We start from the raw sequence: 24,358 nt of genomic DNA, 5'->3' as shown, positions 1-24,358 counted from the left end.
CAAACAAAATACACTATAATTTCTATAGGGTGCTGCGAAAGCGCCGGGATGATAAGTTTTTAGTTCCGGTGTATAAAAAATTTAAAAAAGTTAACGCCTTTCCGGAAGTAGAAATTGATTATGTGTATGACTGGCTAGACAAAACGGTTTTCTTTACGAAACTTTTTAAAATATCTTACTTGATACATAAAAAAAGGCTTTACAGGGGGTATGATTACATTCATGCCCATACGTTGATCAGCGATGGATTACCGGCTTATGTCTGGAGCCGACTATTGAATAAAAGCCTTGTAGTGACGGTAAGAAGTGCTGACCTGAATTTTTTTGTAGCCGGAAGTTTCTTGTTTCGGCTTCTTGCTAAAATTATACTAAATAAGGCAAGTGTGGTTTTTCTGGTGTCACCTCCACACCAGCAACAACTGGCAAAATATTTTCCAAACCTTGGGAGTGGTAAAATCTGTTTGCTTCCTAATGGTCTCGATAGTTTCTGGCTGCAAAATTTAAATAAGCGGAAGCCTAAAACCCAGCTTTCCGAAGCAGTGAATATGCTATATGTAGGCGAAATTATCAAACGAAAGCAACTCGAAATGCTTATCCAATTCATTCATACTTTTCAGGATAGGAAGTACACTTTAAATATTGTTGGCAAAAATACAATGGAGCTCGACTTTAAAACCATCTCGTTATCCATTCCTAACGGGAACAAAATAAACTATCTGGGCGAAGTCAGGGATAAAGCAAAGTTGCTTCAAATATATAGGGAGAACGATGTGTTTGTGCTTCTTTCCTATGGCGAAACTTTTGGGGTGGTGTACCTGGAAGCGCTTTCGCAGGGGCTACCCATACTATACACCCGAGGTGACGGTATAGACGGCTATTTTGAAGATGGGCAAGTAGGGTTTGCTTGTGACCATACTTCGATGGAGGACTTAAAAACCAATTTGGATCTGGTTGTGGAGAAGTATGCCGAAATAAGCCCCAAGACATCCGAAAGTATTATGAAATTTGAATGGGATATCCTTGCAGAGCAGTACCAGAATAACATAACCCGATTTCTAGGCGCTTAAAGCAAGAAAAGGTTGCTAAAACACCTAAACACAAATCTGTTCCATTCTTTAGGTCAAGCTATCTATAATTATCTCTTTGGCACAATTTACTAAAGCACCTATAGATACTTTGTAGCACTTAACAGCAGAAAAGCTGTTTTTCTATAATCCTGCTACGCCCAAACGTAAACATGCCTAAAGAGAGAATCGATCAGATTCCTGCTACGTATCAAAACAGGCACATAAGTTAGTATCCCCTTCTTACACCTATTGCAAGCCTCTATTTTTCTACAATGTGTGGATTTTGCGTAACACCCTGTGGAATTTTTCTACATAATTAGGATTTCGATAAAACTAAAGGTCTATATTGGTATCGGGTAATATGTTGTTATACAGTTAGTTGTGCCTGATGTTAATTTTTGGTACGGTTATGTCTTAAGCCTTGTGGAAATAAAGAAAGTCAGTTACCCTCTCTATGATTTACCCTGGTAAGGTGGCTTCCTAATTATCAGTTGTTATGGTTTTCCTTTTTAACCTCATAGGCAGGCAACCTTTTTTCCATACCAAGAACTCGGTGTTTTAATTATACAATGTTACAACATTGGCATAAGCGAGTCGAGTTTATTGAACTATTAAGCGTTGAGGTCTTTTCTTTAATAAAATGTATAATTGTATTCTGTAGTATTATTTTTGTGTTTAGGCATTTCTTATAAAGGGTATTTTGTTGTGAATTGCTTCTGGGTTAAGAAGGAGATGAAATTTTTTTAATCTCTATTTTTGCCTGGCTTTTTGTAGCCGCTTTTGTCGAGTGTTATTATTATACACTGCGCAGTTTGTTTCACAATTATTATAAGCTGTTCATCCATAAAGTTTTGTGAGCATAACTTTAGTCGCATCGGAACAAGCCAGCAAATATCTAATCTATCTTAACCATGCTCTTGGGCTAAAGTAAATTTACATTCTATAAGATGCCAAAATCCTGCGACGTATAAAATAATAATAAGTTGTGGTGATTTTTAAAGAATTTAGTGACTGACTATTGCACCTTAAATTATTTGTATAATTTTGGATTAAGTAAAACAAACAAACTATCCTTAAATGTAACGTTTATGAGAAAATCACTTTTAGCCGAGGATTTCTTTTCTAATTCGAATCTTGACATCGTCCAACTAACAGGTGGCAGTTGGAGTTGTAAACAGGTTCTACCTATGCCTAACCTTGGCTGGTCTTGTTTTATGCAGGCCTATCGAAGCCAATTCGCTGAAATTTTAAATTAAATTCTGGCGGTCAATTTTAAGGTTTTGGCATACTGCCTTCCTTTTTTTGTACGGGTAGATCTGCACTCCTAAAGCAGAAGACCTTAGCGCCCCTTATCAGATACGAAGCTGGCAGGCCGTGCTATATACCCGACACTTTTTAAAAGCATTAAATTTTTTAGAAAAGATGAAAAAGCATCTAACCCTTGTTGTACTAACCCTCATCATGGCTGTCCAGGCGTTCGGACAGGTTACCCCTTCTTTCGATATTTACTCTTATGCGAGCCGTTTTGGCCCAAAGTCATCTAGCTACCATACCGCCAACGGATTTAAATTTGCTGAGCTTCTTACGCACGGTTCTATTTACAGCAGTGATCAGAATAAATGGGATTCTTCTAAGATTACCTACTTTTTAGAGAAAAATTTCTCTAGCTCAACTTCTACGGGTTCAATTATTATTGACTGGGAAACCGGGAATTTTAAAGCATTAAGAGACTACCCAACATCTGACAGCCGTTTCAAAAACGCAGAATACCAGTTTATTTCCCTTGTTAACTACATCAAAAAGATCAGGCCGAATGTAAAGGTTGCTATATATGGTATGCCTTACCGTACCTGGGGCGACTGGCAGGTTAATAATTACAACAGCCCGGTTGGGAAATACGACAACATACTTTCAAAAACTGACTTTTTAACACCTTCTGTCTATTCTATCTTTGCTGACGAGGAAGTAGGTCACACGCGCAACCTGCAGTACCTGAAAGATAATTTGAAGGAGGCCCTTATTACAGGTAAACGGCTTAACAAACCAGTAATCCCTTTCATGTGGCACAAGATACATGACTATAACAAAACCTATGGAAGGGAGATTATTCAGAAAAATGTGTTTGTTGCTTATCTGAACTATATAGCTAACTATTCTTACAACAATTACAAAGCAAGAGGTGTAATTTGGTGGGATGAAGCAGGTGAAAGCGATCGCCTGGGAGACTTGAGTGGAATTGATAACCACCTGGTAGGTAAGCTAACGGGTTCTAACAATGCAGAAAGATACGATAACCTCATGCTGGACTTTTCAAAGGCCATGGTTCAGACACTGCAGTCAGGCTCTTATACTTCTACCCCTGAGCCAACCCCGGCTCCGGCTCCAAGCACCGGAGCACAGCAGGTAGTAAGCTATACCTTATTTGACGCTTCCACAAAAAAAGACATACAGACGATTGCGAGCGGCGCCACCTTGAACCTGGCTACCTTGCCAACAAAAAACCTTAATATTCGCGCAAACACCAACACAACCGTTGGTAGTGTTAAGTTTTACCTGAGCGGAGCACAGAGCAAGAGCGCCACCGAGTCGCAGGCACCTTACGACCTGATGGGCGACGATGGATCCTGGACGCCAGCCCTGGGGGATTATACACTGAAAGCAACTCCTTATACCTCTAGCGGCGGCGGCGGTACAGCCGGAACCTCCCTGAGCGTGAGCTTTAAAGTGATAAACCAGACTAGCCTTTCAACTCAGGCTTCCAGCAGCTTTACGCTTGTGAATGCCGATACGAAGAAAGATATCCTATCGCTGGCGAACGGTGCCACTATCGATTTGTCAGCTTTACCTACAAAGAACCTGAATATTCGCTACAATCCCAGCAATAGCATCGGCAGCGTGAAAATGTACCTGAGCGGAGCGCAGAGCAAGAGCGCCACCGAGTCGCAGGCCCCTTACGACCTAATGGGCGACAATGGGGTATGGAATCCGGTTGCCGGTGATTTCACCATCAAAGGCACTCCTTATTCTTCAAGTGGCGGTAGCGGTACAGCCGGAACAACTGAAAGCGTGAGCTTTAAAGTAGTTACGCAGGGTTCTTTTAGTACATCTACAATCAGCAGTTCTGCGAATCAGGTGATTAGCTTTACCTTAGTGAATGCGGACACTGACAAGGATATTGCCACCCTGGAGTCAGGCGCCACCCTAAATCTTGCTGCTTTGCCAACCAAGAACCTCAACATCCGTGCTAACACAGGCACGGGAGCAAAAAGTGTAAAGTTCTATTTGAGTGGTACTCAGAGCAAGATCGCCACAGAATCTGCAGCGCCTTATGCCTTGTTCAGCGATAACAGCGGAGACTATAACGCCTGGACCCCGGCACTTGGCGATTTTAAACTGCAAGGTAACCCTTATTCTGCAAGTAGTGCCGGAGGGTCATTAGGTATACCCCTTACTATTACCTTTAAGGTGATAAACCAAAGTGGCCTGACAGCTATCAGTACAAGTGCAGCAACAAGCATTTCCGTAAATTCAGTGAATGGCTTTGTTGCTTACCCTAACCCAGCAACATCTTTCATCAACGTGGAGTATGCTGAGGCTGTTTCGGGTACTGCCACCATCAAGATGTATGATTTGAATGGCAAGGAAGTACTTTCTCAAAATGCGGAAACATCAGCAGCTGGATTAAAGACTGTGCTGGATGTAAACAGCCTTCGGGAAGGGATTTACACCCTTGTTGTAGAAACAGCCGGTGATCGTAAAACACAGCGCATTGTTATAGATAGATAAATTGCAGGGATTGTTTTTGGTCGAGTACCACTTGACCTAAAAAGCCTGAGAAACAGAGAGGGCAGCTCCAAAAGCTGCCCTCTCTGTTTCTCAGGCTCTTTGAGTTTAAAGAGGGTTACTGTTAAAAACATCATCTCCACCAGATAAACCTCCTTTACATCATTGTCCCTCTTTTGTTGGTGATAGGAAAGAGCTAGCCTTTTAACTAGGCTTAATTTCTTTATTTAAAAAATGGGTGAACAGTCGTTTTATTCATGTGAAGGATAGGCGCTATCGGTTTTTATATCGTAAATAAGCTAATACACTATAGTAATAAAATAGTAGTTAATATTACTTGTTATAACTAGGTATTCAAAAATTAATTAAATACATACAAATAATAAGCTTGTTCCTTCTCTGCCCTGTTTTAGTCATGAGGCTGCACCTGTTTAACTGTACAGATTGAAATCTTTACAGCTAATGCAAAAGGTGTAAGTATGGCTCTGAAAACCATTAAATGTCCTGATTTTCTCGCTCATTTTTCAAACAGCAAAGCATTATGAAAAAAATATATACCCTTTTAAGTTTTATTGGCTTATTAAGAATTAGTTCAATTATATCCAGTGTATTAATAGCTACTTTGGCAGCAGTGCCTCTTATGACTGTTGCAGTGCCAACCGCCATAAGTAATAAAGCCGTTAAGACACTTACTGTTTCGCCGGAAGCTAGTACAGCCATGGTTGCTTGTCCAGGATTAAGCCCTTTAAACTGTGATCAGCTGCAGGTAAGTCTGCCCTTCAGGTTAAGCTTTAGTGGCAGTGTTGGGGGTACTGTGGCTGACAAGAATGGGGCGGGTACTGGTTTTACTATGGTAAACCCCTACTCCGGATCGCGCCTTGCTGCTGATGGCACACCAACAGATGCGGCTATAACTGCACACGAATCCTCAAAGTTACTGCTGGGTAACGGCGTGTTACAGTTAACAACTAATAAGGGCTTCGCTTATCGAACAGATAATAATCAAATAAACTCCTTGGGGGTGAAGGTAGTAACGCGCGGCCTGCTGCAAGTCGATGTCGTGGTGATCAATCCTTTTAATGGTACACAGTTCCAGCAGGGTGGTATCTGGCTTGGCCTCGACGACAAGACATACATCAAATTAGTGGTAGTTGGGGCACAGGTTGAGTTGAGAAAGGAACTGAACGATGCTTCGTACAGTTCAGATCAGCGGATTACGGGACCTATTGCCGGGCTTAATACCGCATTGGTGAAGTTACGGTTGGTGCTTGATCCTGCAACAAACACCGTAGAGGGTTTTTACTCCACGGATGGTGGCAGCACATACTTGAATGTAGGCCAGAAGTACACCACTGCTTCGCTGAGTGTAGCAGGTATGGGACTGACGGGCGGTACGGCCTACACCGGTATGTTTGCCACGCACCGCAATGCCAGTACACCGGTTACCTATACTTTCGACGACTTTTCTGTTACCGGGCCTACTGCAACCGGGGACAAGGCACCCGTGTTTTCTGCGTCAGGCTATACTTTTTCTGTGCTTGACAACCTTGCTACAGGTGCCACTGTCGGTTCGGTAATGGCCACCGATCCGGAGGGCGGCGCAGTAAAGTATGCCATTATTGGAGGTAATACAAACGGAGCTTTTGCTATCAATGCAGCTTCGGGGGGGCTTACTCTGGCCAAAAAACTGAATCACCACACGCAGGCGGCTTATAGCTTAACCGTTTCTGCAACCGACCCGGGTGGTACAGTGGGAACTGCAAATGCGAACATCTCTGTAGGGTTGGGAGGGAGTGCCGGAAATTTCAGCACGGTTGCCTGGAGTACTGCGGCGGCATACCCGCTATCGGCAAATGAGTTGCAGGGGGAGGCATTAAATGGGAAACTGTACACCTTTGGCGGCTATTTTGTTAACCCCACCACCGGCGTATGGACCCCTAGAAACCAAGCTTTTGTGTACGATCCAGAACTTAACAAATGGACAAGCTTGGCCGCCATGCCTCCTATGAATGGAACCAATTATGGCGGCGTGACACACGCTGGGTTTGCTACCGACGGCACAGACGTGTATTTTGCCGGGGGCTACACCTCTAATTCATCCGGAACAGGACAGACTTTTGGAACCAAAGAAGCATGGAAGTATATAGTGGCAGAAAACCGGTATGTCCGCTTGCCCGATCTGCCGGTAATAATATCCTCGGGCCAACTGGAGTACATGAATGGTAAGTTGCACCACATTGGAGGGCATAATCAATCCAGAACAACTGATTTAGGAAGCCATTATGTACTGGATCTGGACAACCTAGGAGGAGGGTGGAAAACGCTGGCACCACTGCCTAACCCTACCAACCATGCGGCCACTATAGCTTACGAAGGGAAAATCTTTTATGTGGGCGGGCAGCACAACTTTGATGAGAACTCTGTACCACAAAAAGACCTCTATATCTTCAATCCAGCCACGAACAGCTGGACAAAGGGTGCTGATCTGCCTGTGCCGGCTGGCGCTACCGGAAGAGCGCACATTTCTTCTTCAATATTTGTGATGGGCAACCGTATCTTTGTTTTAGGAGGTGACATTATGCACGGAACCAACACCGATTTGGTGTCTGCCTATTCGCCCAATTCAAACTCCTGGGAAGCCCTCACTCCTTTACCCATAAAAATACGTGGGGGTGTAGCGGCTTCTTTAGGTGGGTTACTTTATTACACGGCCGGTTCTAACGCAGCAGGCACAACTTACAAAGGTAGCCCCAGTGGTGTTACTTCTTCACAGCAATCTGTTGGTTCCCTAACACTGATCAACGCTGACACAGAGCAGGATATACAGTTGCTTACCGATGGTGCTACTTTAAATTTAAGCACTCTTCCTACAAAAAATTTGAATATCCGCGCTAACACCAATCCTGCCACAGTAGGCAGTGTGGTGATGGAGTTAACCGGTGCACAAACAAAGTCGGTAACCGAAAGTATAGCCCCCTATGCACTGTTCGGCGACGATAACAAAGGGAATTACTATAGCTGGACCCCCGCTGTCGGCAATTATGCGTTAAAAGCTACACCTTATTCAGGCTCTAAAGGCACAGGTACGCCCGGCACAGCGCTTGTTGTAAACTTCTCCGTCACAAACCAGTCCACCCCCACACCTCAGGCAAGTAGCGAGATGATCAACTCTGGAGGCGGTCAGTATTCCGACAGCCAGTCGCGCACCTGGTCGGCTGACGCGAACTTCTCGGGAGGGGTGGCCGGCAGCAAGACCTTTGACGTGGCCGGCACCACGGACGATGCCCTCTACCTCAACTACCGCTACGCCTCCGGCGGTGCGCCCTTCAGCTACAGCGTGCCAGTGGGCGAGGCGGGCACCTACTCCGTCCGGCTGCACTTCGTGGAGCCCTACTTCGGGGCGCCCGGCGGCGGCGGCGGCGGGGCGGGCAAGCGCGTCTTCAGCGTGGATGCGGAGGGCCAGCGGGTGCTGAGCAATTACGACATCTTCGCCCAGGACGGGGCGGGCAAGGCCATCGTCAAGACCTTCGCGGGGATCTCCGTCACCGACGGCGTGCTCGACCTGCTCTTCTCCTCTACCAAGGACAATGCCATCGTCTCGGCCATCGAGGTAATTGCAGGTTCTACCATTACCCCGGTTTCCAAAACATTGCTGTTCACGCCTACTTCCTCCACAGTAGATCTGCCCATTGGGCAACAGAAGGAGTTAAAGGTAAACCTCAATAACTCAGATGAGGACCCGGTAACTGTAAAGCTGACAGCCACGGAGGGAACCGGTACAACAGCGCCAGGCTGGTTGCTTTTTGACGGAAAGACGATGTCGGCTTCCAATAACCTGAGTTATAGCCTGGGCTCAACCGGTAACGAGGTGCGTTTTACAGTGAACGCGTCTAATATGACAGCCGGTACATATACCGCTACGGTAGAGGCAAACGCTACCGGTTACAGTACAGCGCAACTGACGGTAACACTTGAGGTGGCCAGCTACCAGGAAAGCCTGCGCCCATACGTAACTGCTGTGCGCCCCGCGAATGGGGAAATAAGCGTTTCGCTGAGTAAATCTGTTTCAGTCGATGTGGCCTTCCCGAGCGGCAAGTCATTGGATGGGAACACCGTAAATACGGGTACTGTAAAACTGTACAAGGTAAACGGTACCCAGAAAACAGAAGTAGCCGGAACAGTGGTCAATTCAACTGCTGCCGGCGACGCCATTACCTTATCGGCAGCACTGGCTTTAAACACAAAGTATGAGTTTGCTATCAGCGACCTGGTGAAAGATGGGAATGGTTATGCCATGATGCCGTTTACGTCCAGCTTTACCACCATCAGCTCAACCAATGATGTTCCTACCGATCTGACGGGCGTAGCGTTTACAGAACAGATACTCGTGGACAGGGCTTTTGGTACCGATGGGTTCACCACACTGGTGATCGGGCCTGATAACCGGCTGTACGCAACCACCTCGGGCGGTAAGATAGAGCGCTGGGATATTAATGTTGACGGAACCCTTACCGGACACATAACCATATCTCCTTTTGGAGCTAACAGGCGTCTATTGATCGGGCTGCGTTTCGACCCATCTGCCTCTGCGGGAAATCTGGTGGCCTGGATCAGCCATTCTTCTCCTGAGTTTACCAATGCCACAGATTGGAGCGGGATAGTTTCGCGCATCAACCTGAACAGTCCCGCCTCCCCGCAATTAGTGGATTATGTGATAAACCTGCCGCGCTCTTATAAAGACCATGCCACGAACAGCATTGATTTCGGGCCCGACGGCGCGCTATACTTTATGCAGGGCAGCAACACCGCCATGGGAGACCCGGATGCGGCCTGGGGTTACAGGCCGGAGCACCTGCTGAATGCAGCGGTACTGCGACTGGATATTACAAAGGCACAGCAGCAAGCACTTCCGATAGACGCTAAAACAGAGGATGGGGGCAATTATAACCCAAAGGCCACCAACGCGCCACTCACGATTTACGCTACAGGGATCCGGAATGCCTATGACCTGGTGTGGCACACAAACGGTCAACTTTACGTGCCTGCCAACGGTTCGGCTGCGGGTGGGAACACACCATTCTTGAAGTCGGGAAGCATATGGTCTAACGGGCAGGTGTATACCGGCCCGGATGTGCCGGCCATGCTGGATGTGCGGTCTACTCAAAGCGACTACCTTTTCAGGATCAGCAAAGGAGGCTACTACGGGCACCCCAACGTGTTACGCAACGAGTATATCTTAAACGGTGGCAATCCGACTTCCGGTGTGGACCCGGGCGAGATTACCTGGGTGGTGAATGGAAAAACATATGGCTATCCTGTCGGTACACCGAAAGAGCCGAACCATAAGGGATGGGCTTACGATTTTGGCTTGAACAAGTCCCCAAATGGTGTTATTGAGTACAAAAGCAGTGCTTTTGGCGGGAAGTTGAAAGGAAAGCTCCTGGTTTGCCGCTTTAGCGGAGGAGACGATATCATGGTGCTGGAGCCGGGAGGAAGTAATTTTGATATTATCAGGGCCACAGAGGGCAGTGATGTTCCGGGCTTACGGCGCCCTTTTGCTAACCCATTAGATATAGTAGAGGATACGCGCAACGGGAACTTGTATATTTCAGAGTACTTTGACGGCAGCGGATCCGGACAACCACGCATCACCTTATTAAAAACAGGTCAGGCCGATTTGCCTGTTCAGAAAACTAGCAGCCTGATCAATGCCGGCGGCGGGCAGTATACGGATACACAGTCACGCATCTGGTCAGCCGATGCGGGCTTTACAGGTGGCATAACTGCTACCAAGTCGTTTGACGTGACTGGTACCGCCGATGATGCGCTTTACCTAAACTATCGTTACGCCTCAGCCAGCGCTCCATTTAGCTACAGCATACCCGTAAGCGAAGCAGGTACCTATACAGTCAGGCTGCACTTTGTAGAACCTTACTTTAAAAGATCGGGCGCACGGGTGTTTAATGTGGATGTGGAGGGCAAGCAAGTGCTGAGTAACTTCGATGTGTATGCCCAGGTAGGCTTTGGAAGCGCCTTGATCAAGACGATTTCGGATGTGACCATTAACGATGGTGCCCTAGATATTTCGTTTGCCTCAATGAAAGACAATGCCATTATTTCCGCTATTGAGTTGCTAAAAGTTGTCAGCACGCCTTCCGCAAACCTGATCAACTCTGGAGGCGGTCAGTATTCCGACAGCCAGTCGCGCACCTGGTCGGCTGACGCGAACTTCTCGGGAGGGGTGGCCGGCAGCAAGACCTTTGACGTGGCCGGCACCACGGACGATGCCCTCTACCTCAACTACCGCTACGCCTCCGGCGGTGCGCCCTTCAGCTACAGCGTGCCGGTGGGCGAGGCGGGCACCTACACCGTCCGGCTGCACTTCGTGGAGCCCTACTTCGGGGCGCCCGGCGGCGGCGCGGGCGGGGCGGGCAAGCGCGTCTTCAGCGTGGATGCGGAGGGCCAGCGGGTGCTGAGCAATTACGACATCTTCGCCCAGGACGGGGCGGGCAAGGCCATCGTCAAGACCTTCGCGGGGATCTCCGTCACCGACGGCGTGCTCGACCTGCTCTTCTCCTCTACCAAGGACAATGCCATCGTCTCGGCCATCGAGATTTCAAAAGGCACCGCTCCTAATCCGGGAGAGGATACCACGCCACCTGTGGTGAGTGTGCAGTTAACCGGTACACTGCAGTCGGCGGGGGTATATGCGAACGAGGTAACCATCAGTGTGAATGCTTCAGACGAGGGTGGCTCAGGTCTTGCTTCCGTCCAGTATAGCCTGAACGGGGCGGCGTTCACAACTTATTCTACACCGCTCAGGCTCACGCAAAATGGCAATTATACCATACAGGCAAAGGCTACGGACAAAAGTAATAACCAAACCACCACGGCTATTACCAGTTTCAAGATCGTTACCTCTACTCAAAGTAACACCTATATGGTGCTTGAGAACAGTGATGGTTTCCCAGCAAATGACAGGCTTTCCTTCTCGTTGATACAGACGCCGTGGCGCAGGACAAACGATGACGGAACCTTTACGCCTTACAATGAGAACCACAATAAAGTTAACTTGAAAATAGTAAACAGAGGCCAAAATTCTTTATTGATCAGCAGCCTGGTTTTATCGAACACGGCAGGTTGGAAGATAGATCAGTTAAATGGCCAGCCCTACAGTGGCGCTGCATTACCTTTAAGTATAAGCCCGGGTAGTTCGGCACTAGCTACTATCGAGTTTATTGCAAAAGACCAGGCTACCAGGGTCAAGGTACTCAACGATACACTATTTATCCGATCTAACGACGACAGAGCGCCTTATAAAAAGGTAGTGCTGCATGGCTTGTGGCAGAAACAGGGCGAGGGGAATTATGAACCCTATGCAAAGGAAATCATCAGCGCCTTTGGCTTCAAGACGAACGTAGGGTTTAATCACGACGATGGGGTAATTGATGGGGAGAGCGTTGTGCCTAACTCGGATGAGATAGAAACCCCATTCTTTGTGCGTGCTGATGCGAGTAAGCCGGTAACTGTAGTACAAATGGCCGCCTACCATGGCTGTTGCTCCGCCACGGAAACCATTCAGCGCTACGACAAGGTGTCTAAAACGAACGTCACCCTGTTTTCGCATAATCCGCTGGATGGGCAATCGTTACTCCCAAGGAAAAGCGGTTCCTCCACGTTACTGGCGCAGGCAACTTTTTCCCCTACAGCCAACACCGCCAACCCAAGTGCAGCGTTTGGTTTAAAAGTTAATAAGCAATACACAGAGCGTTCCAGGAATGCGGGAGGTAAAATCGGCCTTAGGATCTGGAAGGCGCGCGATAACAACGGCAATGTGATACCGGACACTTACATCATTGGCCAGGATTACATTGGAGCAGAGTTCACCAACTACGATTACCAGGATAACATTTACTACATAAGTAACGTGAGGCCTGAAACGGGTTCTGTTAATTATCCTGTGCTTACGGCAACGCCTTCGGCGGCTAACCTGGGCGCTGTGGTGATAGGTTCCAGCAAAACAGCCACAGTAAAGCTGTCGAATGCAGGCAGCTCCGGCGACCCAATGGTGGAGATCAAAAGTGCGTACATTGTGGGGCCAAACGCAGACGAATTTAGCGTTTCAGGCGTCGGGGCCACCACCTTGCCAACCCAAAACTTTATTAACGCCACGGTTAGGTTCCAGCCCAAGAGCCAGGGAATTAAGAATGCGGCCCTGATGGTGTCCTTTAACCGTTCTGATTCGCCGCTTCGTATTCCGCTCTATGGAATCGCCGATAATTCGTCGTCGATTATAGCGGCTGTGAAAAGGATAAAAGGTGGTTCTGATGCCGCAGTAACCATTGGTGGTGTTACCTGGGAGGCTGACGGAGCCTACCGGCAGGGGTCCGTCAGGTTGGATAAGCAGGTTGTAGCCGGCCCTATCTCCAGCACCGACGACGATATTTTGTACCAAACTTACCTATCCGCTGCAACGGATCTGGCTGAGACACGCTATGCCATCCCATTGCCAAATGGCAGTTACTGGATCAGGATGCACTTTGTAGAGAATTATTTCCCGGCCACAGGCGCCAGGGTGTTTCATACTACAATCGAAAATCAATTGATGCTGCCTAATTTGGATATTCACAGCGAAGTTGGGTATCGATCGGCTTTAGTGAAGGACTTTCTGGTGGACGTGGCTGATGGAAATTTAAGCATAAAATATAACCCCACCGTTAACCGTTTAGCCCTGGCAGGCCTCGAGATTTACAAAGCCTCCCTGAGCGCCTCCGGTGTCAGTACGGTAAGTATAGCCGAAAATGATTTGTTAACCGGCCACGAAAGAAGTGTATTAGTACACCCGAACCCTTCTAAGGCGGGGGAGAGGCTTTTTGTGGAGGTGCTGAACTTTGACGAAGAAGAAGCGGTGAACTTGGCCGTTTATGATATGGCAGGCCGTTTCATCACATCCTTTGATACTGTAACCAATGCACAAGGCAGCTACCGTAAGGAAGTGGAGATGAGCAAACCCTTAAGCCGGGGTATCTATCTGATCCGGGTAACCGCTGCATCCGGCAATATTTCCACCAAGTTAGTTGTAAACTGATAAAATAGGGGGTAGTGGCCTGCAGAAATAGCGTTTCGTCGTTATCTGCAGGCCACTTTATTGCCAACAAGTTGTGTGATCAAATCCTGCACCCTGCAATCGAGTCCTGTAAAACTAACCCTACATCAGTAACAAAAAGCATTGTTTTGTACGATACGCATAATGTTTATAAACATTAGAAAGCCATGGCCGTACATAATTCTGAAAATTCGTTAGGTTTTTGATTCATGGGTGTGTTAAAAATTACATCACTTTTTTTTCTCATAATACTTCTTCATACGGCCTTTTGCTGTACGCAGCGTAAGGCTCCCCCGGTGCTTTCAGGTAATAAGCAGCCATTTGAAATGTATGTATTTCCTGACAGGTATGGGGCAGAAACTATGCAGCATTTGAGGCAAAATGGCTTCAAAGTTGCTCAGATTCTTACAAATGGTGGCATTTCCGATCCAAACGATAATTCCATCATTTCTCCTGCTGCAATCAACAGGTTTTTAAAGCGGGTTTTTCCTGATTCTTTAAGTACAGACATCCTGGTTGTAGATTGGGAAACGAGTACATTTAAAGACTTGCGTACTTATCCTGCCTCTGATCGCCGCTTTAAGTTTGCAGAGAACCAGTTCCTTAACTTGATCAGTACAATTAAGAAATCACGGCCAAACCTACAGGTGGGTATTTACGGTGTTCCTTTCCAGGGGTGGAGAAGCTGGCAAAGAGAAAATTACAATGCTCCCGGCAAATTAGATAGTTTAATAGCACAGGTCGATTTTATCAGTCCCTCACTTTATTTACCTTATGCAGATGAAGAGGTGGGGCGCCCCAGGGTAAGGGAATACCTGCGGGATAACCTGGATATGGCACTGGGTCTTGGGATGAAGTATAATAAACCGGTTATGCCTTTCTTCTGGCACCGCATACACCCTGCAAACGATACGTACGGACATGCCATTATGACGCAGGATGCCTTTGCGGAGTACATCAATTTCATTGCAACCCATACGTTGAATAATTACGGTTCTAGTGGGGTTTTGCTATGGGATGATGGGCGTAAAAATGTGCGCTTGAGTCATTTAGAGGGCGTTGATGGCTGGCTAAATGGAAAGGTGGAAGATGCCACAACCTATGATGCCATGATCGTAGAGATGACTGATTCAGCACTGAGTAAGGTGCAGTTGAAAAGAGATACGTTTCGATCAGAACACAAGTAAATGGCTGTAAGTGTTTCCTGGCCTGCCTGTTCGCTTTTACAGCAAATTGTAGGTCAACAGTCTACGCCACTTTTTAAATAGGCAACCTGCAGCTGCAAAATTTCATTAATCAATAGCTATAAAAAACATATTTGCTTTATGAAGATACTTTACTTTTATCAGTTATTCTCAACTCCTAAAGGGGCCTGGGGCACCCGCGTGTATGAGTTCACGCGAAATTGGGTGGAACAGGGCCACGAGGTAACGGTTGTTTCCAGTATTTACAGTAAATCAGATTTAAAAGCTACCCAGCTTGTAGAGGATCAATATTTTGAAGGTATCCATGTAAAGGTTCTGAATATCTCCCTCGATAACAAACAACCCTTTTACAAGCGTGTTTGGTCGTTCTTACAGTACGCTGTTCTGTCATCTTATTATGCCTTGACCTTGCCGGCTGATGTAGTGATTGCTTCCTCCGGACCACTAACGGTAGGTATTCCCGGGCTGCTGGCCCGCTATGTAAGGGGGCGGAAACTTGTTTTCGAGGTGAGGGATCTCTGGCCATCGGGCGCAGTTGAATTAGGCATCCTTAGAAACCCACTCTTGAAAAAGCTCAGTTTCTGGTTCGAGAAGCTGTGTTACAAAGCATCGTCCTACATTGTTACCTTGTCTCCGGGCATGACCCAGGATATTCAAAAACGGTATGTGCTGTCTAACATCGATAATGTTACCAATGCGGCTAACATTAAACTGTTCAGTACGCCGGCTCCATTTCCAAAAAGTGGTTTTAAGGAGACCAGTTACGCTATTTATACAGGTAACATTGGCATGGCAAATAACTCTTACTGGTTATTCGATGCTGCCAAGGAACTCTTGAAACTTGGCCGAAGTGATATAAAGATCGTGCTGATAGGAGAGGGGCAACAGAGGGAAGAACTCGAGGCTAAGGCCAGAAGAGAAGGGGTAGAGAACTTCATGCTTTTAGGGTTAATGCCAAAGGAACAACTCATCGGATACCTGCAGCACGCCTTTGTGTCTTTAGTTGCCTTTAAAGGAGCGCCAGTGCTGGATACCTGCTCTCCGAATAAGTTTTTTGAGTCGTTGGCGGCAGGGGTTCCCCTAATACAGAGTACACAAGGGTGGATGAAGGAGTTCGTGCAGCACCATCAGGTTGGCTATACCGTTGATCCAGATAATGCGGTAGCGCTTGCAAACAAACTGATTTGGATGAAAGATAATCCTGAAAGTTTGTTGCACATGCGCTTAAACGCATCAGCAGTAGCCAAAAAATACTTTGACAAGGACTTCTTAGCTAACAAAATGCTCAATATACTGGAAAAGGTGCATGCCTCGCCTTTCAGTAGTGCAAGAGTCTTCATGCCTATGGCACAGGGCAACCTGGCGGAACAGTCAAGCTAACACAGGACTTCTGCAAGCATCTCTAAAACGTAAATAAAAAAAGAGAAGCACATGTTACATGTATTTCTCTTTTTTTTAACGAATCATTGCCGGCGTTCCTTGTACGCGGCCTAATCAAAAAACGACTATACTCTTCTTCATAATGGCAAATGCCCTACCCAATTGAAATACAGCCTTGCCTTTTACATCTTAATATCCGTTGCTTTGATACGCATATTTTCTGTGATTAAACCCAGAATCATTTCAAAAAAGTTTAGGGTATAAACGTAACTATTCTAATGCTTGCACTGCTATATATAATTATTGTATTTATTTAAAGGTTATTCACTTATTCAATGCAGGCTTTAACTAAATAAATTTTAGCGTTTATCAAACATGATTAAAATAATATTTAAATAAAATTAAAAAAGATTACACACAATTGAAACTTAGACGTATACATTTAATATATTGGATAATGCTAATATCTGCAGCTCTATATAAAATATAATATATATATAATATCATAGTTTAAATTGTTTGTATAATGGATATATTTTTACCCGCAAGAAGCATCCACAAAAGTCTTCTCTTTAGGCAACCCGCACCTAAGGACTACAGTGTTAAGCGTAAGAAATGCCTCATTGTTCACCCTGGAGATATAGCGTCTGACTTTATAAAGGAACCAGGGCTGTCTAATTATTACACCATCGACTTTTGGGATGGGAAAAGAAACACGAGTTTTTCTTCTACAGCCTACGACATTGTTCTATTAGACCCGAGTTCTAACATTACGTTAGATAACGCCCAGCTAAAACACATCAACAACCTGCGGGTAAACCAGGTGAGTGTATACAACTTGGCCTCATTTCACGAGAACTACACTAAGCGCATCCCTCTGGTACATTTTAATACCTGGCTCATAAACAGTGATATGTTCTTTGTGAGCTCACGCAAAGCCTTCATAACTCAGAAAAGAGTAATTGACATAATGGTAAGTCTGCTGCTTGCACCCCTGGCGTTATTACTGGTTTTGTTAGCCATCGTGTTGATCAAAAGTACATCTGCCGGACCTGCCTTCTTTATTCAGAACCGGGTCGGGATGAGGGGCCGGACGTTTAAGATCTTTAAACTCCGAACGATGGTTCATCAGCAGGAAAACCTGGGCCACACCGTGGTAAATGATGCCAGGATTACCGCTGTGGGACGCATACTACGCAAAACCAAGATTGATGAACTCCCGCAACTCTTTAACATCTTGTGCGGGCATATGAGCCTGATTGGCCCCAGGCCAGAGCGGGAAGAGATAGTGGCAACACTAGTTGAAAGTGCACCATATTACAACCTGCGCCACTCCATAAAACCAGGTGTTACAGGTTGGGCACAGGTAAATTTTCCAACAGCCACCCCTGAGCATAACTTACAAAAGCTGGAATACGACCTGTTTTATGTGAAAAATGCGTCTTTGGCTTTAGATTTTAAAATTATTCTGGAAACAATTCGGGTAGTATTTACTATGAATAGCCTGTAAGATTAACCAGAACACACTTCCCTAAATGAACTATTAAGTAAATTTAATATCCATGCATTCCTGTCACTGACAGGAGTGCATGGCTCAAGTTTTTTGGACCTTAAAATTTCACCTTAACCTAAAAACGAAAAAGTATGAAACGCACTCTCCCTATCATTTTTTTATTGCTGGTCTTATTGGCTTCTTGTAAGGATAAAGATCCTGAACCGGTTGAAACGCAAGCCAGGTATGTTGTGGAAGTTAAAATGCAAAGCAAAGAATCCGACGGAAAAATAGTTATTAACCCACAGAATGCCATCGTGTACATCTGGGGTGCCGAGAACCGAAGTTTTGATGTAAGCCAGTCCGGAACCGACATTTATCTGGGCTATGCTTACGATGCGAAGTCAGGCAATAACAGAACAGCCGAATATGGATCTGTAGGACCTAGAATGGACGAAAAGATTGAGCCCGGCCGCTACTTTATATATGTGCTGCTACCTAAATCTTCAGGCCAGAACAGTCTTGCCAATTCGTATACTTACTTTGATGTAAAAGCAGGCGAAACGCTCTCTATGAAAAAGATATTCAGCTATAACATCAAGGCAGGAGAAAACGAGCCGTGGGATAAGAACAAATAAAAGGAGCTATCTTAAAGGAAGTAATGGGTAAAGACAGTTCATGACCCCGATCTGTCTTTGCCCATTTCTTGTTTGAAGAGCAGGAGCAGGAAACTGGGATAAACGATCAGGAGCAAGGGCAAGCCCAGCACAAAGCCCCCGATCACAGCAATGGCGAGTGGCTGGTGCAACTGCGCACCCGTACCGATGCCAAAGGCAATAGGCATTAAAGCGATGATGGCACCCAGGGCCGTCATCAGTTTGGGACGCAGGCGCGTGGAAATGGCATAGGTTACAGCCTCATCCGGGGCGTGGTTCGGGAGGGATTCCCGGAACTGCAGGAAGGTGAAAATGGCATTTTCGGCAATGATGCCGATGATCATGATGATGCCGGTATAACTGCCTACGTTGAGCGCGGTCTGCGTAAAAAGCAGGGCCAGCAGACTACCGGTAATACCCAATATGGCAATGCCTAAAATAAGCAGGGCCACGCGCATATCCCGGAACAGGAAAAGTATAACCGCAAACACCAGCAAGACGGCCGTGGAAAGTATCAGCAGCAGTTCGTTAAACGATTGTTGTTGCTCCTTGTAGGCCCCTCCGTAACTGATGTGGTAGCCCTGCGGCAAATTAACCGAGCTTTTGATTTGCCGCTGTATATCATGCATTACACTGCCCAGGTCGCGCCCCTCCAGGCGCGCCGTAACAGGTATCATCGTCTGCAAGTTCTCCCGCTCTACCTCAGCCTGACCCGAGGTTACCTTTACTTCGGCCAGCGTGCCAATTTGCCTGAGTTGCCCGGATGGTAAAAATACCCGTGTACTCCTGAGTTGCTCAATAGAGTTTGCTGCAGCCCGGGGGTACATCATCCGGATGTTGGTCTGCTGCTCTTTCTCGTAAATGGCCCCGACCACGCTTCCTTCCATTTGTACCTGTAGTTGGTTCTGCAAGTCAGCCGGGGTGAGGTTAAACTGCGCCAGCCGCTGGCTGTTGGGCAAAACCTCCACCGACGGACCCGCAATGGTGATGCCGTTGAATACGTCGGCTGCGCCTGGAACATGTGCAGTAATGGCGGCCACTTGCCGGGCCAGTTGCTGCAGCCGCTGCTGGTTGTCGCCATAAATTTTGATCTCAATAGGCTGGGTGGAGCTCATCAGGTCGCCGAGCATATCGCCGATCACCTGTCCGAAGTCCACCTGAAGCGCAGGCTGAGTAGTTTCCACGTAATGTCGGATCTCATCAATCACGTCATCGGAGGTACGGCTGCGTTCTTTTTTGAGTTGGATGAGGTAGTCGCCACTGTTAGGCTCTGTGATAAAAAAGCCCATTTGCGTGCCTGTAAGGCGGGAATAACTGGCCACTTCCGGAATCTGCGTGATCTTGCTTTCTACCGCCTGCAGCATCCGGTCCGTTTCCTGCAACGAGGTTCCGGGCGGCGAAGTATAGTCAAGCACAATCGAGCCTTCGTCCATTTCCGGCAGAAATCCGGTTTCTAGATAAGGAAACGCCAGAAAACTACCCACCAACAACAAAACCACAAACACCACACTCAGCACTGGCCGATGAATAAAGAAGGTGATCCAGCGGCGTGAGCGGCTTGCCTCTGCCGGGGCAGCAGGTTTAATAGTATGCTTCCCGCGTGAAAGCAACAGGTAAATAACAGGCAAACCCAACCAGGTAATGAAAAAGGAGCAGGCCAGTGTGATGATCATGGTGTTGGCCAGGATCTTAAAGTAGGCGCCGGCCACACCGCTCAACAGCACAAACGGGAAAAAGATGACGATAGTGCTCACCGAAGAACCCACCATGGCCGGAAAAAGATAGCCAATAGACTTGGAAAGGAGTTTTCTAGTGGGGGTTTCCGGATGCTCCTCGTGGGTGCGGTGGATCTGCTCCACCACCACAATAGCATCGTCTATGATCAGGCCAATAGATGCCGCGATGGCCCCCAGCGTCATAATGTTCAGGGTATAGCCCAGCACATACAGCACCACCAGCGAGAGCGCCAGCGTGATCGGGATGGTTATCAGGATAACGGCACTGGACTTAAAGGAGCGCAGGAAAATAACGGCTACCACAATGGCCAAAAGCAGACCGATGAGCAAACTGTCGCTGACGCTCCGAATGGAGTCTGCCACAAAATCACCTTGCACATAGTATGGCTTCAGCGTAACACCCCGGGGCAGGATGGTGGCATTCAGTTGCGCCACCTTGTCCTTCACTGCAGCCGAAACATCCATCAGGTTGGCGGTTGGCTGTTTAAGCACGGCTACAAGCACTGCACTTTTGCCATTTGCGTTTACCCGTACATACTCCACCTGTTCGGCAATGCGTACCCTGGCCAAATCCCTAAGCCGCACCAACCGCACACTGTCGTTGCTCACCACGAAGTTCTCCAGTTCTTCCCGGTTCCGGATTGTTGCGTCGGTTACTGACAAGTATAGCCGGTTGTAATCGGATAGGTAGCCATTGCTCTGGATAAAGTTGGAGCTGCTGAGCGCATTTGCTATCATAGCGGGGGTAATGCGTAGTGTCTGCATGGCTTCGGGCTCCAGTTCCACGCGGTATTCTTTGGTCTTGCCCCCTGTTACACGCACATCTGCCACACCGCCAGCCTGCGACAGGAAGGGCTTAATCGTGTACAGGGCCAGGTGATTCAGTTCGATCGGGTTCATGCCGGGGCCATCGAGCACATAGCCTTGCACCAGAAGTATGCTGGGATTCATTTTCTCTACATTAATCGAGATGCCTGCCGGAAGCTCATTCTGCACTTGGTTTATAGCCGATTCCACCTGCTGCTTGCTCAGGTCGATGTCAGCATTCCAGTCCATGAAAGCCGAGATCTCGCAACTTCCCCGGCTGGTAACGCTACGGATCAGTTTTAGCCCCGGCACCCGTTTTATTGCGTTCTCCAGCGGCTTGGTCACCGTTACCATCATGGTGCTGACTGGCTGCAGCCCTGTATCGGCGATCACCTTTATTTTAGGGAACGTTACTTCCGGGAAAAGTGAGGTTTGCAGCTGTGTGTACGAATACATGCCAGCTAGCAGGATAATGGCCAGCACCACCGCCACGGGGCTTTTAAAGCTTACAAAGAAGTTCTTCATTCAGGCTGTCTGTTTTGAACTGTAACATAGGCCGTATCTGGCAGGCCATAGTTGCCGGATATAAGGATGCGGTCAGTAGGAGCAAAAGAAGGAGTGATGATCTCTACCTGGCGTTCGGTGATGATGCCTGTAGTAACAGGCACTTTCACAGCGGTGGTGTCATTGATCAGTTTCATGACCCAGTATTTGTCCAGAGTTTCGTTGGTGAGCATGGCTTCCTTGCGGAGCACCTGTGTATGTGATTTTTCGTGTTTAATGAGCTGCACGATCGCCTGCAGATTCTCCGGAAGGATGTCGTTCGTTTGAGGCGTGATTACAAACTGCTGGGTTTGTGCCGCAGCGTTCATGCTGGAGAGTTTGGCCGTAACAGTGCCCCGAAGCCGGGTGGAATCAGGTAACAGGATGCGCACCTCTTTGCCAATAGCAGTGTACTGGTTCAATTCAAAAGGAACGTTCACCAGAAAAACATAGCTGCTCAGCTCCGAAATAACGGCCAGTTGTTCGCCGTCATTCACATAGTCGCCGGCCTGGTGGTTCAGCTCTAGCACTACACCCGAGGCAGGCGCTTTCACCGTGATCATGCCATTAAAACTCAGGTTGGGATTTTTGGTCATAAGGTCGCCCAGCACCTGTGCCTCCTTGGTTTGCAGAGAGAAGAGTGGCGTGCCGGCTTTCACCTGCGCGCCAGGCTTTACATATACTTTTTTAATGTAGCCATCCGTGGCGGCTTTCAGCACGTTCTTTTGCTGATACGAAGAGATGGCGTTCAGTTCCACGGTCTCTTGCAGCGGTTCGCTGGATATTGCGGTAACCGTAACGGGTGTCTTTACGATTATTTCCTCCTCCTCTGCCAACGGCTTGTCCGTAGGGGAAATGCAACCTGCCAGCAGCAGGAAGATCAGAAGGAGGCAGGAAAATGGCGGTTGTCTCATTTTAGGTTGTTGTATTCGTTCACGATCTGGAAGCGGTTGATCTCAGCCTGCACCAGGTTATTTTGCATTTCGGCATAATTAGCGATAACCAGTATATAGTCGGTGAAGCGCACCAGCCCTGCGGCAAGTTCCAGGCGGTACATTTTCAGCAGCTGCTGCTGGCTGTCCAGTTGCTCCTGTATGTCCTGAAGCAGCCGGTCGGTGGTCGTGAGCTGCTCATTTAACTGTCTGCGGAGCATGCGGTACTGGTTCAGGTAAAAGTCGCGGTATTTTTCCCGGCTCTGCTCTGCCAGGGCTATTTTCTGGTACTCAAGCCGCCGCTGGCCCCCATCATAAAGGGGAACCGAGAAACTCAGGCCTGCGCTTGCGCCCAGGTGCTGCGGTATACCCTGGGGTGTAGTGGCCATCATGCCGCCATCGGCAAAGGCAGACAGTTTATAGCGGTAGTTCAGGTCTGCCTGCCGCCTGTTTAAGGCAATTTGCAGGCTATCTACTTTAAACTTCAGTAAAGTGGGGGTAGCCATCAAAAGGTCCTCTACTTCAATTTCGGGTGCTTGTAGTTCCACCAAACCGGTATCCACCACGCCGCATAAAATGCGCAGGCCGTTCAAGTCGAACCGGTACTGTATGCTGGCCTGTCGGTAGGCAATAGCCTGTGCCTTTAGGTTGATGCTCAGGTTCAGGAAATCGGTTTGCAGGTATACTCCTTGTTGCACCAGCTTGCGTAAGGCGGGCTCCTCCGCCTTTAAAATGCCCAGCACCTGCTGGCTGAACTGCATCTGCCTGTAATCGGCGTAGGTGGTGATGTACTGGGCCGTGATCAGGCGCTTAAGGTCCTGGGCCTCCAGCCTTCTCTGCGCGGCCAGCGACTGGTTGAGCAGCCGTATGTTCTCCAGCTGCACGTTGCGGGCCTTTCGGCTAAAAAGGTCCTGCGACACGCGCACCACCCCTGAATAGTCACCCCCGTTCGTAACCGCTTCATCGTAACCAAAGTGTTTGGTAACAGGTGCTTCCATGGCAGTGGCAGTTACGTTTACCTGTGGCCCGAAGCTGGCGTATACTTTCAGGCTATCGATGAGGTTGGACTGCTGCTGGTACCGGAAGTCCTGTAGCAGCGGACTGTTGTTCAGGCCTTTTTCCAGGTAATAGGAGAGGTTATGTGTTTGGGCAGATGTCAGGTTAATGCAGGCGAGCAGCAGGAGTATAATGATGAAGTTCGCTTTTGGCATATAGAGACGTATAAAACGGAGTTTATTCGTTTACTATAGCTGTAAACGCAGATGATGCCCAGATGGGTTATCTTTTAATTAGTACTCTATTACCTGCTACCGAAAACATTAACTAAAAGCAATCAAGCGAGGAAAAAATATTTACTCTGAAACCAGAAATACAAAACAAACGGCACCTTAATATATGGATGATGGGATACTTTAAAAGTTGAACATTTCAAGCTCTGAGCCCGGCCTCTGTTTTCTCTTTTTCTAACGCTGATCTAAGCAAAATAACTGCTTGATTTATCCTGATTATGCCTGATTTGCTCGAAGAAAGGGTGGGTTTAAAATTTTACCACAAGCCTGTTTTGAGGCGTAAATTACAGATTATAAATAAGTTGTAGTGAATAGTAGTATAAGTATACTGAATAACGTATATAAAAATATGGAGTATGGGT

At 47.4% G+C, this 24,358-nt stretch carries 11 protein-coding genes; 7 read left to right on the top strand and 4 right to left on the bottom strand.

Annotated features, from left to right (window positions below; genetic code table 11):
- Window positions 1–29: 29 nt before the first annotated feature.
- Together AC4BAN_RS01580 and AC4BAN_RS01575 are read left to right on the top strand one after the other, a co-directional pair.
- Complete coding sequence (locus AC4BAN_RS01580; RefSeq protein ID WP_490562608.1) at window positions 30–1,067, top strand: glycosyltransferase; 1,038 nt, start codon at window positions 30–32, stop codon at window positions 1,065–1,067.
- 1,422 nt (window positions 1,068–2,489) lie between these two features.
- A complete protein-coding gene (locus AC4BAN_RS01575) occupies window positions 2,490–4,853 on the top strand; it encodes a T9SS type A sorting domain-containing protein (protein ID WP_490562607.1) in 2,364 nt (787 codons plus the stop codon).
- 492 nt (window positions 4,854–5,345) lie between these two features.
- On the opposite strand, the gene AC4BAN_RS01570 is transcribed toward AC4BAN_RS01575, so the two are convergent.
- Window positions 5,346–5,570 (bottom strand): hypothetical protein, encoded by a 225-nt coding sequence (locus AC4BAN_RS01570; RefSeq protein ID WP_490562606.1) that lies wholly within the window; start codon window positions 5,568–5,570, stop codon window positions 5,346–5,348.
- Window positions 5,571–5,871: 301 nt separating this feature from the next.
- Between AC4BAN_RS01570 and AC4BAN_RS01565 the strand changes: the two genes are divergently transcribed.
- The 5 genes from AC4BAN_RS01565 (at window position 5,872) to AC4BAN_RS01545 (ending at window position 18,671) form a co-directional block, all read left to right on the top strand.
- A complete protein-coding gene (locus AC4BAN_RS01565) occupies window positions 5,872–13,938 on the top strand; it encodes a malectin domain-containing carbohydrate-binding protein (protein ID WP_490562605.1) in 8,067 nt (2,688 codons plus the stop codon).
- Between the two features lie 227 nt (window positions 13,939–14,165).
- Window positions 14,166–15,143 carry a hypothetical protein gene (locus AC4BAN_RS01560; RefSeq protein WP_490562604.1) on the top strand — a complete coding sequence of 326 codons (978 nt, stop codon included), beginning with the start codon at window positions 14,166–14,168 and terminating at the stop codon, window positions 15,141–15,143.
- Between the two features lie 138 nt (window positions 15,144–15,281).
- Window positions 15,282–16,541: a glycosyltransferase family 4 protein gene (locus tag AC4BAN_RS01555; protein WP_490562603.1), complete on the top strand. Its 1,260-nt coding sequence runs from the start codon at window positions 15,282–15,284 to the stop codon at window positions 16,539–16,541.
- A gap of 526 nt (window positions 16,542–17,067) precedes the next feature.
- On the top strand, window positions 17,068–18,051 hold the full coding sequence (locus AC4BAN_RS01550; protein ID WP_490562602.1) for a sugar transferase: 984 nt from the start codon (window positions 17,068–17,070) through the stop codon (window positions 18,049–18,051).
- Window positions 18,052–18,185: 134 nt separating this feature from the next.
- On the top strand, window positions 18,186–18,671 hold the full coding sequence (locus AC4BAN_RS01545; RefSeq protein ID WP_490562601.1) for a hypothetical protein: 486 nt from the start codon (window positions 18,186–18,188) through the stop codon (window positions 18,669–18,671).
- Window positions 18,672–18,709: 38 nt separating this feature from the next.
- Here AC4BAN_RS01545 and AC4BAN_RS01540 read toward each other — a convergent pair whose 3' ends face one another.
- From AC4BAN_RS01540 to AC4BAN_RS01530, 3 genes are read right to left on the bottom strand one after another with little or no spacing between them, the layout of a single operon-like run.
- Window positions 18,710–21,757, bottom strand: a complete 3,048-nt coding sequence (locus AC4BAN_RS01540) for an efflux RND transporter permease subunit (protein ID WP_490562600.1) — start codon at window positions 21,755–21,757, stop codon at window positions 18,710–18,712.
- Entirely contained in the window at window positions 21,754–22,689 is a 936-nt protein-coding gene (locus tag AC4BAN_RS01535; protein WP_490562599.1) for an efflux RND transporter periplasmic adaptor subunit, read from the bottom strand. The genes AC4BAN_RS01540 and AC4BAN_RS01535 overlap by 4 nt, the downstream gene beginning before the upstream one ends.
- The gene (locus AC4BAN_RS01530) at window positions 22,686–23,918 is read right to left on the bottom strand and encodes a TolC family protein (protein WP_490562598.1); all 1,233 of its coding nucleotides are present in this window, start codon (window positions 23,916–23,918) and stop codon (window positions 22,686–22,688) included. Before AC4BAN_RS01530 ends, AC4BAN_RS01535 begins: the two co-directional genes overlap by 4 nt.
- Window positions 23,919–24,358 lie beyond the last annotated feature (440 nt).

It is taken from the genome of Pontibacter sp. GD13 (assembly GCF_058216355.1).
The sequence above is the reverse complement of the archived record's forward strand: the minus strand, read 5'-3'. Positions and strand labels throughout refer to the sequence as shown.